General features: G+C 57.8%; 12 protein-coding genes, 1 pseudogene and 2 riboswitches. Of the genes and pseudogenes, 5 read left to right on the top strand and 8 right to left on the bottom strand.

The window, feature by feature from the left end; genetic code table 11:
• Positions 1–22: 22 nt before the first annotated feature.
• Positions 23–1,372 (bottom strand): hypothetical protein, encoded by a 1,350-nt coding sequence (locus tag MLC59_RS04850; RefSeq protein ID WP_248231399.1) that lies wholly within the window; start codon positions 1,370–1,372, stop codon positions 23–25.
• A gap of 280 nt (positions 1,373–1,652) precedes the next feature.
• Here MLC59_RS04850 and MLC59_RS04845 point away from each other — a divergent pair, with 280 nt between their 5' ends.
• Together MLC59_RS04845 and MLC59_RS04840 are read left to right on the top strand one after the other, a co-directional pair.
• The gene (locus tag MLC59_RS04845; protein WP_248231396.1) at positions 1,653–3,335 is read left to right on the top strand and encodes a class I SAM-dependent methyltransferase; all 1,683 of its coding nucleotides are present in this window, start codon (positions 1,653–1,655) and stop codon (positions 3,333–3,335) included.
• A gap of 206 nt (positions 3,336–3,541) precedes the next feature.
• On the top strand, positions 3,542–3,736 hold the full coding sequence (locus MLC59_RS04840; RefSeq protein WP_248231395.1) for a hypothetical protein: 195 nt from the start codon (positions 3,542–3,544) through the stop codon (positions 3,734–3,736).
• Between the two features lie 220 nt (positions 3,737–3,956).
• Here MLC59_RS04840 and MLC59_RS04835 read toward each other — a convergent pair whose 3' ends face one another.
• Positions 3,957–4,520, bottom strand: coding sequence for an NADPH-dependent FMN reductase (locus MLC59_RS04835; protein ID WP_248231393.1), 564 nt, complete (start codon positions 4,518–4,520; stop codon positions 3,957–3,959).
• 175 nt (positions 4,521–4,695) lie between these two features.
• A riboswitch (glycine riboswitch) is annotated at positions 4,696–4,781 on the top strand.
• A riboswitch (glycine riboswitch) is annotated at positions 4,782–4,879 on the top strand.
• Positions 4,880–4,919: 40 nt separating this feature from the next.
• Between MLC59_RS04835 and MLC59_RS04830 the strand changes: the two genes are divergently transcribed.
• Positions 4,920–5,519, top strand: a complete 600-nt coding sequence (locus MLC59_RS04830) for a trimeric intracellular cation channel family protein (protein ID WP_282450855.1) — start codon at positions 4,920–4,922, stop codon at positions 5,517–5,519.
• A gap of 13 nt (positions 5,520–5,532) precedes the next feature.
• Here MLC59_RS04830 and MLC59_RS04825 read toward each other — a convergent pair whose 3' ends face one another.
• Entirely contained in the window at positions 5,533–6,303 is a 771-nt protein-coding gene (locus MLC59_RS04825) for an IclR family transcriptional regulator (protein WP_248231387.1), read from the bottom strand.
• A 207-nt stretch (positions 6,304–6,510) separates the two neighbouring features.
• Here MLC59_RS04825 and MLC59_RS04820 point away from each other — a divergent pair, with 207 nt between their 5' ends.
• A complete protein-coding gene (locus MLC59_RS04820) occupies positions 6,511–7,620 on the top strand; it encodes an efflux RND transporter periplasmic adaptor subunit (RefSeq protein ID WP_248231481.1) in 1,110 nt (369 codons plus the stop codon).
• A gap of 12 nt (positions 7,621–7,632) precedes the next feature.
• Positions 7,633–10,749, top strand: a pseudogene (locus MLC59_RS04815) (efflux RND transporter permease subunit).
• Here MLC59_RS04815 and MLC59_RS04810 read toward each other — a convergent pair.
• The 5 genes from MLC59_RS04810 to MLC59_RS04795 all read right to left on the bottom strand — a co-directional run bounded on the left by MLC59_RS04810 (position 10,740) and on the right by MLC59_RS04795 (position 14,243).
• Entirely contained in the window at positions 10,740–11,864 is a 1,125-nt protein-coding gene (locus tag MLC59_RS04810; RefSeq protein ID WP_248231384.1) for an FUSC family protein, read from the bottom strand. The pseudogene MLC59_RS04815 and the gene MLC59_RS04810 overlap by 10 nt on opposite strands.
• A gap of 95 nt (positions 11,865–11,959) precedes the next feature.
• On the bottom strand, positions 11,960–12,340 hold the full coding sequence (locus MLC59_RS04805; protein WP_248231382.1) for a cytochrome b: 381 nt from the start codon (positions 12,338–12,340) through the stop codon (positions 11,960–11,962).
• Positions 12,341–12,355: 15 nt separating this feature from the next.
• Positions 12,356–12,478: a hypothetical protein gene (locus MLC59_RS19900; protein ID WP_282450850.1), complete on the bottom strand. Its 123-nt coding sequence runs from the start codon at positions 12,476–12,478 to the stop codon at positions 12,356–12,358.
• 77 nt (positions 12,479–12,555) lie between these two features.
• A complete protein-coding gene (locus MLC59_RS04800; RefSeq protein WP_248231381.1) occupies positions 12,556–13,350 on the bottom strand; it encodes an SDR family NAD(P)-dependent oxidoreductase in 795 nt (264 codons plus the stop codon).
• A 65-nt stretch (positions 13,351–13,415) separates the two neighbouring features.
• Positions 13,416–14,243 (bottom strand): DODA-type extradiol aromatic ring-opening family dioxygenase, encoded by an 828-nt coding sequence (locus tag MLC59_RS04795; protein ID WP_248231379.1) that lies wholly within the window; start codon positions 14,241–14,243, stop codon positions 13,416–13,418.
• Positions 14,244–14,296: the final 53 nt, after the last annotated feature.

The following is a 14,296-nucleotide window of genomic DNA, read 5'->3' as shown; positions in this document are numbered from 1 at the left end:
CCAAGTTGCCAACCGGGGGCTGTCACTCAGAACTACCTGCCATTTCGGGCTCCTGTTCCAATTCTGGCTCGTTGTCTCGCTGAATTTTTGGGGCTGGGGGAGTCCATGCCCGAATCCATTGCCCCGCCTCTTGGTAAAAGTGAGGAACAGCCTTTTCCAGCTCCTCGATAAAGACTTTTCGTCCGCCGAATTTACCAGCCAGGTCGAGCGAGTACACTACTTCGAAGGTAGTTGCGGTGCTCTTGGAGGTGTCCGATTCCAGGAGTTCGGGGTTATCGCGAAGATCCTTTAATGGTTCCTGGGTCGGCAGCGCTCCACCAGGACGAATCGCTTTGATGGAGATATGGTCCGGGTTCGCTTTCTTGAGCTGGCGGATCAGCCAGTTCGCGCGTGCTTTGGTGCTTTTCTTGTCTTTGGGAGCGGCGAGCTTCATGGAACAGTGGATCATCCGGCGTTGTACGTCTGCAGTGACCTCAAGGTCCGCTGCGGCGTTGGGCACGTTGAGCGCGCAGTAGAGAATCTGATGCTTACAGAAATCGTCCGAATCGTCCTTAACTCGTTTGGCAGCATCTAGGCGATGTTGGTTTTTCAATTTTAGGGTTACTTCGCTACCAGTAAGGCGGGCCATGATTAAGCAAAGGTCCCGCTGCTCCTGATGCCACGCCGATACGGTGTTCTGCACCTCGTCACTGTTCTTAGATAGTGGTGTGTTGCTTTTCACCTTGTTGACCACATCCTTCCATTCGCTATTCATCTGGTCGAAGTTACTGATGCCCGCGCGGTCACTTTCGAAGTAACGCAGTAGCTCCGAGAGGATAAATACTTGGTCTTCGTCTTCGACGCCGTCGTTTTTTAGCAGCAGTTGGCACTGGGTACGTATGAAAGCCCAGGACCAGTGATATAGGTCTACAGATTTGGTGGCGGATTTCGAAAGCTTGACGGGGTGGTGTGTTGGAAGGGCCGCGAATTGGTTGGTGATGGTGATGACCGCGTCGACATTGTGCGCCTTGGCCTGCTGGACATATTTGGAAACCTGTTCCTCTTTGACGATGTCATTCCCGACTTTGGCCTCAATCAACGCCTTCCACTCCCGTTTACCAGTTCTCAGGATTAACAAGCCGTCAGGCCGGTCCTTGGGGGCGGGAGCTTTTTTGTCATGATTTTTGAACACAACCTCTGTCCAGGCTTCAAGCTGTGAGGTCTTTCCCACGCGCACACCAACGGACTTAAGGAGCGCCTGTCGAAGTTCGAGAACGGATCGAAGTCCGGCAAGTAGAACAGATGCTGATTTTTGCTCTCTGGAGCTATCCGGGACGATTGGGATGAGGCGAGCTGCCTCACCACTGGCGAGATATTCCGGGCGGCTGGACACTGACTTACTCCTTGTTTTTATAGGTTGCTCACGAAGTTTAGCAGCATTGATGTGACTGCAGTGCAGGAAGGCATCGTCGGTTTGAAAAGATTTGTAAAATATCTAGATGGGGCTGGCCGGCTGGCGCCCCCTGACTAGCTCACGGTGACCGATCAGAAGAAACTGCCAATTGTCTCTGACACTTATTGTCTTTCCGCAGTTGTAAGCAGGCGCTCGGGCCGCTTTAATGGAATCCAGACTAGATATAACTCATTCTGGACCGGGCAGAAACGTCGTCGCTATGCCCATCACCTCCTACAACAAAAACGCGGAAAAGTTCTTCAATCAATACCAGTCCCTGACCTTCGAACAGGTCCACAGCGACTGGCTCCCCTTGTTGGAGAAAAGCTCCGGCCTGGCACTGGATGTCGGTGCGGGCAGTGGTCGGGACGCGCTGGCACTGGCTGAGCGTGGCTGGGATGTTGTCGCTGTAGAGCCGGCGGTTGAATTGCGTCGTCTGGGAGTGGTGGCTACTGCTCATCAGAGCATCCAGTGGGTAGAAGACAGCCTGCCTGATCTGGCGGAAATTCGTAAGCTCAGCTACCGCTTTGACCTGATTCTCGTATCGGCCGTGTGGATGCACGTTGCACCCTCTTCCCGGGAACGAGCGTTCCGGATTCTGACGGAGTTGCTGGCACCGTCGGGCACTTTGGTTATCACCCTGCGCCACGGTCCCGGCGATGGGGAACGGGTGTTTCATGAGGTCAGCAAGACAGAGCTGGATAGCTTTGCCCGGCACCGTGCCGTCGTTCCCGTGCCGCTGGCAGGTGAGACCGCGGCAGATCAGCTTGATCGGCCGGAAGTGTGGTGGGAAACCGCCGTCTATCGTCTGCCGGATGATGGCACCGGGGCGCTGCCCACGCTCCGGCATATCATCGTTAACGATGACAAATCCTCTTCCTACAAGTTGGGACTGTTGCGCGCCCTGGTCCGGTTAGCGGATAGCGCGCCCGGGCTGGTGATCAATCGGACGGATGACTGGGTGGAGCTACCGCTCGGGGCCGTCGGTCTGTACTGGCTGATGCAGTATCATCCCCTGGTCTTGCGCCACAGGCTGCGGCAAGCCCCAGGCTCAAGAGGTTATGGCTTCGCTGGCGAAGATTTTTACGCCCTGGAGCAGCTTTCGCCGCTGGACTTCCGGCCCGGATTGTCCCTTTCTGCTGAGCATGCGCTCGTGGTTATGGGTGCAATCAAGCAGGCGGCCGCCAACATTCTCAAGAACCCTGCCCGGTACACCACTTGGCCGGGTACCAATCGCCCTGTTTTTGACGGCGCGACCAGCAGGCTGCGTATTCGTGAGGAGCCGGTTACTTTGGACCGGCAGACCCTGGCCCGGTTCGGTGTCTTCCGGGTGCCTGCCATGCTGTGGGATACCTTCAGCCGCTATGCCTGCTGGGTGGAGCCCGCCATCGTTAACGAGTGGGTCAACCTGATGTCCGGCTGGGAGGTGCGTTACTCCACCGAGACTTATCACAAGGCGCTGCAATGGGCGGAAGGTCGACGGGATACGTCCCTGATGCGAAAGCTGGTGGAGCAGCAACTGGCGGAGGGCAGGGTAAAGTGCGTCTGGACAGCACGTAACCTGTCGCAGCAGCGGTATGACATTGATCATTGTTTCCCCTGGTCGCGCTGGAGCAACAATGACCTGTGGAATCTATTGCCAGCCTCCCAGACTGCAAACGCCGCCAAGTCTGAGAAGTTGCCTTCCGATGCTTTGCTGAAACAGGCCCGCCCAAGGGTGACTGAGTGGTGGGAACGAGCGGTTCTCGGAACCGACATCGAGTCCCGGTTCTTTGCCGAGGCCGAAGCCGCATTGCCTTTGTTGGGTGAGAGTCGTTCTGTTGACTCGGTTTTTGAGGGCATGCTCCAGCAACGTCTGCGGCTGAAAACCAATCTTCAGCTGGCGGAGTGGTTGGGGTTGTGAACAAAGCTACCTGTTTTCGGCATCGGGATTTTGTATTCCCCGAAGCCGAACGCGGGCAGGCCAGTCTCAAGAATTCGCATGACCACGGCGGGAGTCGCTGTCACTGCTCATCACCGCGAAGATATGCACCTTGCTTTCCTTAAAAACGTATATACAATGTAAATATCTTTCAGCCATGAGCTTCACCCGCACCAGGAGTATCCGCAGTGACTGATAGTCCCAAAAAGGTGAAACCGAAAAAGGTGAAGCCCAACAAGAAAGATAGCCAGCTGCTGATTCGGATCAGCAGTACGGAGCGCGAGCAGTTCATTGAGTTGTGTGAAGAGCTGGACACCAGCGCCGCTCGCGAAATCAGGCAGTTTATTCGTGGCTTTATCAAGAAGCATAAGCCCGGAAACTAGCCGCATTGATGCCCAGGAGGCAGTTATGTCCAAGAAAACCGAGAAAAACCTGAAGAAAAAGATCAATGCCCGTAAGGCCAAGGTTGCAAAGCACGAGGCCAAGATCAAGTCGCTGAAGAAGAAGCTGAAGAAAGCTTCCTGATGCGGTGACGGGCCACTCGGTGCCCAAGTTATCCGGGCCCGGCTATCGCCTGTCACAGGCGATAGCCGGGGTATAGCCTTAGCGCATGGTTTTCAGCGCCTTGGCCCATTTGGCCATTTCTTCCAGCATGGCGTTGGCTGAACTGGTATGCATATCGGCCGCGGTAAAGCTGCCGTTATCGGCCAGGCTTTCCCAGGGCATCTGCACCATCACGCTTTCCACCATTGGCATCATCTTGACCGTGGTCACCAGGTTCTTGGCGGCCTGGGCCGATCGTAAGCCCCCGGATACCCCACCGTAACTGACGAAGCCGCAGGGCTTGTAGTTCCATTCGTTGTAGACGTAGTTAATGGCATTTACGAACGAGGGCGGCGGATTGAAGTTGTATTCCGGCATCACGAACACATAGGCATCGGCACTGGCTACGTTGTCGGACCAGGCCCGGGTGTGGTCGTGCTCGTACTTCTGGGTGCGCGGGTGGTTGGGTTCGTCATAAATCGGAAGGTTGAAGCTGGCCAGGTCGACCAGTTCGCTGTCGAATGCGCCTTGGGTGCTGGCCACCTGGTGAAACCACTCGCCTACGGACGGGCCGATACGCCCGGGGCGGGTGCTGCAGATGATGGTTTGTAATTTGAGCGACATGGTCGTAAATCTCCTTTTTGAGCCATTGGGTGATTTTGTTCGCTTGCTATCTTAAGTTAGCGCTGTTTCGAACAGAAAGCGATCGGTGCTTTTTGGCAGAGTTGTTCAGTTAATTCGACCGTTGGACAGGTTACAGGCGCCTACTCGACGCCCGGCGTCGGTACCTTTATAATGCGCAGCTTCCGCAGGAGAGAGGACGATCAGTCCCGCCGAAGGCGCAAACTCCCATAAACGCTCAGGCACAGGTACTGCGGGCATTTTTCAACGCCGTCTGGAGAGAGGCTGCACAGCAGTCCACCGAAGGGGCAAGCAGGGTCAGGCCCTGTAAACTCTCAGGTATCAGGGACAGGGGGAGAGGCCACAGAAACACAGGAGTGCTGTGTGCTGACCTCTATCTATATGATTGCCATTACCGCCGAAGCCATGTCCGGAGCGCTGACTGCCGGCCGGCGGAACATGGATCTGTTCGGTGTTGCCGTGATTGCCTTTTTTACCGCCTTGGGCGGTGGCACGGTGCGGGATATCCTGCTGGGTAACTTCCCGGTGACCTGGACCCAGCACCCCCTCTACATCTATATGACGATTACCGGCGGCCTGGTAACCATTGTTATCGCCCGGTTCATGCGTCATCTTCATCAGCTGTTTCTCGTGCTTGACGCCATTGGCCTGGTGGCCTTTACCGTGATTGGCTGCAATGTGGCCCTCAGGCTTGGCTATGAGACAGTCGTGGTGGTCATGGCGGGTATCACCACCGGGATTTTTGGCGGCATTATCCGGGACATCATGTGCAACCGCACTCCCCAGGTGCTTCGCCATGAGCTCTACGCCAGTGTCTCACTGGTGGTGGCGCTGGTCTATCTCGTCCTTCTGGACCACGGAGTGGGCGAAAACATCACCCTGCTGGCAGCGTTCAGCCTTGGCTTGTTACTGCGGATGTCTGCCATTCGCTGGAAGCTGTCGCTGCCGGTGTTCAGTTACTCCCGGGCGCGATGGGATTGAGGGTTTCTGTGCCTCAACGCCCAATTTTTTCTTCAACCCTGGCTTTGAACACACGCAGTGGCTCTTCGTACTCCTGCCGCCGTGCCCTTGCCCTGCTGGCAGGGGCCAGGATGGCGACGGCGAAGGGCCCCAGGTACGTATCCAGGGCGACGGCAAAGGCGGCCAGTTCTTCAGCGTACTCTTCGTAGTCTTCGGCGATGCCGGTTCGGCGAATCTGATGGATTTCCTTCATCAGCGCGGCCTTGCGCTGTTTGGTCCTGTCTTTGGTTGGCAGGGTTTCTGCCAGTAGATCGCTAATTTTCTCATCGCTCATAGTGGCCAGCAGGACCTTGCCGACAGAGGTCGAGTGAAAGGGTACGTGCATCACTCCCATGGCCGGCACTACCCGAAGTGCCCGCTCCGCAACGATCCGGTCAATCACCAGCACCTGGTTATTTTCAATGCCACAAAACGCCACGGTCTCGTTGACGTCATGGCAGAGTTTTTCCAGTAACGGGCGGACGACGGTGATGGCGTCAATACGGGTGTGGTAAAGCAGCCGTCCAAGCTCCGGGCCTAGCCGATACCCCCCATGGTGGCTGACCATTTCCACAAACCCCTCGGTCTCCAGGGCACCGATAATGCGCTGGATCGTCGAGCGGGGCAGTTCCAGGGCGCGTCCTAATTCCGCCAGGCTGCGGCCGTCCGGGTGATCGCCCAACTCTCTGAGAATGGCAGCTGCCCGGGCAATCACCTGAATGCCTGACTGTCTCCCCTGTGGTTCCGTCTTTGTGGTTGCGCTCATGGAAGTCCTGCTGTTTTCGATCGGCTATGGCGGCCCATTACGGAACGGCACCGCCGCTGTGTCAAGCACCTGTAATGCCTTTGCCGCAGTATAATCCCCGCCTTTTTACTGTATCGCAATGCGGGTACAATCCCGCGATTCAATACACGTATGTCTACGGGGACACTTTGCGTGAATCTGACAACCTCCATTTCCCGCACCGGCCTGATGGTCACACTGATTGCTGCAACCCTGATGTTGGCTGGCTGTAGCAATCAGGACTCGCAGTCACAACAGCAAGCTCCCGTGCCCCAGGTTGGCGTCTACCAGGTAACCAGTGAGCCTCTCGCCCTGTCATCCTCCTTGCCTGGACGGACCAGGGCCTGGCGCACCGCTGAGGTTCGCCCCCAGGTAAACGGCATTATTGAAGAGCGCCTGTTTACCGAAGGCAGTGTGGTGGAACAAGGCGCTGTGCTTTACCAGATTGATGACGCCACCTACCAGGCGGCGCTGGCCCGTGCCAACGCCAACCTGGTGAATGCCCGCAGCCTGGCAAGCCGCTACGAGAACCTCGTAGGCAGCCGCTCGATCAGCCGGCAGCAGTACGACGATGCCCTGGCCGCCCTGCGCAGCGCCGAGGCGGAATACCAGGCATCGAGGATTAACCTGGACTACACCCGCGTCACGGCGCCCATTACCGGCAAGATCAGTCGCTCCCGCGTTAGTGAGGGGGCGCTGGTCACCAATGGCCAGCAACAGGCCATGGCCACCATCACCCAGCTTGATCCGATCTATGTGGACATTGTGCAACCGGTGACGCGTCTGCTGGACCTGCAAAACGCAGTGGCAAGGGGGCTGATTGAAACCGATATCAACGATGACGTGGAGGTTTCCCTGGTGCTGGAGAACGGCGAAGGCTATGGCCACAAGGGGGTGCTGAAGTTCTCGGAAGTGGTGGTGGATGAAGGCACCGGCTCAGTGACCCTGCGGGCGGAGTTCCCGAACCCGGATGGCAAGCTCCTGCCCGGCATGTTCGTTCGGGCGCTGGTGGAAGAGGGTACCCGCCCTGACGCGATTCTCGTGCCCCAGCAGGCAGTCACCCGTGATACCCGGGGCGTGCCCAATGTGTGGGTAGTAACTGCTGAGGACACTGTGGAGCGGCGTCCGATCGAAACCGCACGGACGGTGGGCAACACCTGGCTGGTGAACAGCGGCCTGCAGGATGGTGAGATCGTGGTTACTGAAGGTATCCAGCGCCTGGCGCCCGGTGTTGCCGTTCAGGCCGCACCCGCCAGCAATGTGGATATCCGCAAAGAACTAGATGCCCAGGCACGATAAGGAGTCTGTCCTATGCCCCGATTTTTTATTGAGCGGCCCATTTTTGCCTGGGTTATTGCGCTGATGCTGATGCTAGGCGGCGGTCTTGCCGTCAAGAACCTGGCCATCAACCAGTTCCCTGACGTGGCACCGCCTGCTATCGCACTGTCGGTCAACTACCCGGGCGCTTCTGCCCAGACGGTGCAGGATACCGTTGTGCAGGTGATCGAGCAGCAACTGAACGGTCTTGACGGCCTGCGCTATATCTCTTCGGAGAGTAACTCGGACGGCAGCATGCAGATCATCGCCACCTTTGAACAGGGGACCGATCCGGACATTGCCCAGGTGCAGGTGCAGAACAAGTTACAGCTGGCTAACCCGTTGCTGCCGGAAGAGGTTCAGCGTCAGGGCATCCGTGTGTCCAAGTTCAAGGTGAATTTTTTCATGGTGTTTTCCCTGGCCAGCCAGAATGGCGAGTACACCCAGGGAGACCTGGCTGACTACATTGTTTCCAATATCCAGGACCCCATCGCCCGCACCCAGGGCGTGGGTGATTTCCTGCTGTTTGGGTCGCAGTATGCAATGCGTCTGTGGCTCGATCCGGAGAAGCTCAATAGCTATCAGCTGACCCCGCAGGATGTGATCAATGCCGTACGTGCCCAGAACGTCCAGGTGTCGGCGGGTCAGCTGGGCGGCTTGCCGACGGCCGAGGGCGTGCAGTTGCAGGCCACGGTGATTGGCACGCAGCGTATGAAAACCGCGGAAGAATTCGAGAATATCCTGTTGAAGGTCAGTTCCGACGGGGCCCAGGTGCGTCTTGCCGATGTGGCCGAGATCAGCCTGGGCAATGAGAATTACGCCATTACCGGCAAATACAACGGCGCCCCTGCGGCAGGCATGGCTCTGCGCCTGGCTACCGGCGCCAACCAGCTGGAGACGGCCGAGCGGGTAAAGGCAACCCTGGCCGAGCTGGAGCGCTTCCTGCCCGAGGGTATGGAAATTGTCCTGCCGTACGATACGACACCGGTAGTCTCTGCATCGATAGAGACCGTCGCCATGACCCTGGTTGAGGCCGTGGTGTTGGTGTTTCTGGTGATGTTCCTGTTCCTGCAGAGCTGGCGGGCAACCATCATTCCGACGCTTGCCGTGCCAGTGGTTTTACTGGCCACCTTTGGCGTGCTCTAGGCCTTTGGTTTTACCATCAACGTGATGACCATGTTCGCCATGGTGCTGGCCATTGGCCTGCTGGTGGACGATGCCATTGTGGTTGTGGAAAACGTTGAGCGCCTGATGGAAGAGGAGGGGCTGTCACCCAAAGAGGCAGCGAAGAAGTCTATGGACCAGATCTCAGGCGCGTTGCTGGGTATTGGTCTGGTGATCTCGGCTGTATTCCTCCCGATGGCGTTCTTTGGTGGATCAACCGGGGTTATATACCGGCAGTTCTCGGTAACGATTATCTCGGCTATGTCGTTCTCGGTGCTGGTCGCATTCATCTTTACCCCGGCGTTGTGTGCGACGTTGCTTAAACCCGGTGACCAGCACAGCAAGAAGGGCTTTTTCGGATGGTTCAACCGTACCTTCGATCGCAGTGCAGACCGCTACAAGTCCGGCGTCAGTTACCTTATCAAACGCAAATTCCGTTTTATGGGCGTGTATCTGCTGATGGTGGCTGGTGTGGCTTTCCTGTTCAACGGTTTGCCCTCCGCGTTCCTGCCTGATGAGGATCAGGGCGTGATGATTGTGATGGTTCAGCTGCCCTCAAATGCCACCGCCGAACGCACGGAGGCGGTGCTGACGGAAGCCGAGCAATACCTGCTGAATGACGAAGCCGAGCTGGTGCAAAGCGTTCAGTCGGTGCGAGGCTTCAACTTCGCTGGCCGTGGTCAGAATTCTGGCATCCTGTTCGTGGATCTCAAGCCATTCGCTGAGCGTAAGGACTTTGCAAAAAGTGTGTTTATGCTGGCAGACCGGGCTGGTTCTCGCTTCGCTCAAATCAAGGACGCCACGGTGTTCCCGATTGTGCCGCCGGCCATTCTGGAGCTGGGCAATGCCACCGGTTTCGATCTCTACCTCAAGGACAATGGGGCCGTTGGCCACCTGCGCCTGATGGAAGCCATGGGGGAGTTTGTAGCCAAGGCCAATGCCGCCCCTGAGCTGATGATGGTGCGCCACAATGGTTTGCCGGACGAGCCCCAGTACCAGGTTACCATCGATGATGAGAAGGCCCGCTTGCTGCAGGTGTCCATTGCAGATGTCAATGCCACGATGTCGGCGGCTTGGGGTTCCAGCTATGTGAACGACTTCCTGCATAATGGCCGGGTGAAGAAGGTCTATGTGCAGGGCAAGCCGGATTCCCGTCTTTCACCAGAGGATTTCGACAAGTGGTTCGTGCGCAATGCCCAGGTCGAGATGGTGCCGTTTGCCGCCTTTGCCACCGGTGAGTGGGTGTATGGCTCGCCACGCCTTCAGCGCTATCAGGGCGTCCCGGCGGCGCAGATTCAGGGTAGCCCGGCGCCCGGTTACAGTACCGGCGATGCCATGGAAGCCCTTGAGCGCGTTGCCGCGGAATTACCTCAGGGCATCGGCCTGGAGTACACCGGTCTCTCCTATGAGGAGAAGCAGGCCGGCAACCAGGCCATGATGCTGTACCTGTTGTCGATCCTGGTGGTGTTCCTGTGCCTGGCGGCCCTGTATGAAAGCTGGTCGATCCCGTTTGCGGTGATCATGCTGGTGCCGCTGGGTGTGCTGGGCGCCGTGCTGGCCACGATGGCTCGGGGCCTTTCCAATGATGTGTTCTTCCAGGTAGGCATGCTGACCACCATGGGGCTGGCGTCAAAGAATGCCATCCTGATCGTAGAGTTCGCGCGGCAGCTCTATGAGGAGGAAGGTAAGCCCTTGTTGCAAGCTACCGCCGAAGCGGCGCGTCTGCGCCTGCGGCCGATCATCATGACCTCTCTGGCGTTTATCTTCGGGGTATTGCCCATGGCGATCGCCAGCGGGGCTTCCAGTGCCAGCCAGCATGCCATTGGCACGGCGGTGGTGGGTGGTACTCTGGCGGCCACGATTTTGGCAATCTTCTTTGTGCCGTTGTTCTATGTGTTCGTGGTCGGCCTGAGAAAGCGTCAGCCGGAACCCCCCACTCAGAGGTGATGGTGTTGCCTTGCCCGGCTCTCATGGTGTCGGGCAAGGTAGGCCCGGTCATCCAGCGTGGAGAACACTACTGAAAGGATCACCCCGATAAAGGCACCGACCAGGGTATCCAGTATCCTTTCCTGAACCATGTCGGCGCCGGCGGCATCTGGTACCGCGAGGTACATCATCAGCAGGGCCATGGGGGTGACCAGTATCTGCCCCAGTCCGTAGTTGCTACCGATAATGGCTTCGGTACCAAACGACAGCAGTGCAACCAGTACGATGATGGTCCACACCGAGGGTTCTGCTGTCAGCAACAAACCCACCAGCACGGCACCCACCAGGTTGCCAACGGTGCGCTGCAAGGCCCGGCTCATATTGATGTGCAAATGAGCCCCTTGCAGTACCGCAACCGCGCCCATGGCAGCCCACCCGGCGTGCTGTGCGCCGATTGCATAGACGGTAAAGGCTGCAATGGCCGCACCGGCGATAATCCGGCTGACGGCGATCATCTGATGGCTGGTTGGTCGGCGCGGCGGGTTTGTCTCAGCTGGCTCCGGGTTTCGGTGGCGGAAGGCTTCAGTCAACATACAGATCACCCAGGCCAGGGCTGCCGCTGTGCCGGTCGCAGCGGTGCGTTGGAGCACCTGATCAAACGAATCAACGGAGCCCATGGAAACGCTGGCAGCAAAGATAAAGATCAGCGCTCCGGGTGGGCCAAAGTCGGCTATGGTGACCAGGTGGAACAGCAGGCCACAGAGCAGGGCCAGCAAGATAAGCTGGAGTTCCAGGGGAGTGCCGGCCCAGGCCACCAGTGACATGGTAAAAACTGTCAGAGTTTGTGTGACCAGGCACAGGAAGACAATCCAGCCGCGTCGGGCTTGTGGTGCGAATCGTCCGAACAACGCGACCAGCGTTCCCAGTGAGGCGAACCCGATGAGGTGTGAAAACGGGGATAGCTGGATCAACGGCAACGCGATCAGCGCTGTGATGGCAACCTGCAAACCCGCCAGGGCAGAGTTCCTCTTCCCTGGCTGAGGTGCCAGCGCCACCGACTCCCTTATCCGATGGGGGTGCAGGAGATGGCGGGTAGCGTGGAGTCGCGAGGTCTTTTCGTCGGTTGGATGATTCAAGTCAGCTCCTGAGACAGGTCGTGGTTAACCAAGGGTGAGGCATTGCAGTATCTCATGGTTAACAACCTACCTAAATCAGGAGTTGCCGAATTCACTCATACCATTCGCTTGAGTACATCCTTTCCCCGGAAGTGATGCAGCAAGGCCATACCAATGTGTCCGACGATGAGGACGGTAAGTGCCCAGGCGAGCGGTGAGTGCAGGCTACCCAGCGTGGCTGCCCAGCCTAGCTCTTCGCCCTTTGCGATAATCTGCAGGCCAAAGGCGTTGACGCCATAACCTCCGCCGAGCATCACCATCATGCCGGTGAGTGGCATTAGCAGCATGCCGGCATAGAGCAGACCGTGATCTGCCTTGACCAGCCTGGCTGTCTGCGGATCATGCTGCGGACGGTGCTTGCGCTGGCTGGCGGCCCAGATAAGCCGGGCGACAATGAGCACCAGCAACAACGAGCCGATGGAAACGTGCCACGGCACCAGCGTCTGGCCAACCTAGTGCTCTCCATCCGCGATCCGGTCGCCGAACTTCATCAATTGCCAGCCGATGAGCAGTGCCATGCCCCAGTGGAGCCATTTGGTGAGTGTGCCGTAGCGCTCTTTGGAATCCTTAAGCATCCAATTTCTCCCGTGTTATTGGTTGATACCACTTTGCCGTAACCCGATACACCTTGTGTAGCCCGCCGACTGAAAAGTCAGCCAATGGACTCAACTATTCCACCGTCGACACGCAGAGCCGCACCAGTAGTGGCACTGGCCTGGTTCGAGGCTGCGTAGATGCTCAGGCTGGCGACTTCTTCGGGTGTGGCAAAACGCCGGAGTAGTGTGGAGGGGCGATTTTCCTCCAGGAAAAGGGCCTCCATCTGCTCAACAGAGACGCCTCGCCGTTCTGCAAGGTCTGCCATCATTTCCTGTGCCCCTTCAGTTCGGGTCGGCCCCGGCAGAATGGTGTTAACTGTGACTCCTGTGCCTGCCATAACCTTGGCCAAGCCACGGGACAGCCCCTGCATGGCTGCTTTACTGACCCCGTAATGCACCATTTCCGCAGGAATGTTGAGAGCGGATTCGCTGGAAATAAACTGGATGCGGCCCCAGCCCCGTTCTTTCATGCCATGGGCATAGTGCCTCGCCAGGCGCACGCCGCTCATAACGTTGATCTGGAAGATTTCCTCCCAGGCATCGTCATCAATGTCGAAGAACGGCTGACCGCCGTAAATTCCAAGGTTGTTCACCAGTATGTCTACCTCCGGCCGGGCGTGGATTACCTCATAGCAGCCTGCAGCTGTGCCTGCATCGGCTACTACACCGGTGGCATCCTGGCGGCCACTGGCCTGGTTCACCTGGTTTACTGCGGCGTCGACCTTGTCCTTGCTGCGACCAACGACAGTGACAGTGGCGCCGGCTTGGGCGAGTCCTGATGCGATGGCAAGTCCAATGCCGGCAGTGGAGCCGGTCACCAGGGCGTTCTTTCCGGTCAGTTCAATATGCATGTCTGAACTCCTGTTGAATTCTTGGGTATTCGCCCCGCGGATACGTAGCGGAGCGGCTGGAAACGTCACCTAAAATGCCAGGCTGAAAGCTGTGTTTTGAGGACCTGCTCCGAGTAAGTTTTATATCCCGGGTCCCGGCCTGCGGCCCCCGCGACCATCATCAATGGCAATAGGTGTTCTTCGTGGCCTGGCGGGTGGCACTGGTGGGCATAGGGTGCTGAGCTCCAGTGGTTGAGCCTGTCCTCGCGTTGCGCAGGTGGCGCTTCCATAGTCTCGCTCAGCCAGGTGTCAAAAGCCTCAGAAAGCGGCGTGAAGCGTGTGTCGCCGTAGCCGCGCATATTGTGAAAGCTCATACCGCTGCCAACGATCAGCACGCCTTCCTGGCGGAGGGCCTGCAGGGCCTTGCCAGCCCGCTGGTGGGTCGCAGGGTCCAGGTCCGCGCGCAGGGAAAGTTGTACAACCGGAATGTCAGCGTCCGGAAACATCAGTTTCAGGGGGATGAACATGCCATGGTCAAACCCCCGCTCCCTGTCCTGCCGGCTGGTCAGTCCTGCCTGGGCCAGCAGATCGGTCACCCTTCGTGCCAGCGCCGGATTGCCCGGGGCGGGGTAGGTCAGCTCGTAGGTATGCTCGGGAAAGCCGTAATAGTCGTAGATGAGCCCGGGTTGCTCGCCAGCGGTAACACTGAAATCCTCCGCCAGCCAGTGGGCAGATATCATGAGAATGGCACGTGGTTTTTCTGGCAACAATGAGTGAATGTTGCTCAGATAATCTGCCATACCATGCCAGGCGTCAGCGGGTGTCCAGTCCATAAAGAAGCATGGACCTGCGCCGTGGGGAATGAAAAGGACCGGCTGGGTAGCGGGTGCAGCGGAGGACTCTGGATTGGTCATGGTTGGTACCTCGCTGGAAAGTGCGTTTGATCAATAGCTGGTAATTTACGTTT

Origin of the sequence: Marinobacter bryozoorum (genome assembly GCF_023156245.1) — a bacterium.
Lineage (GTDB): Bacteria > Pseudomonadota > Gammaproteobacteria > Pseudomonadales > Oleiphilaceae > Marinobacter > Marinobacter bryozoorum.
This window is presented reverse-complemented; position numbering and strand designations above follow the sequence as displayed.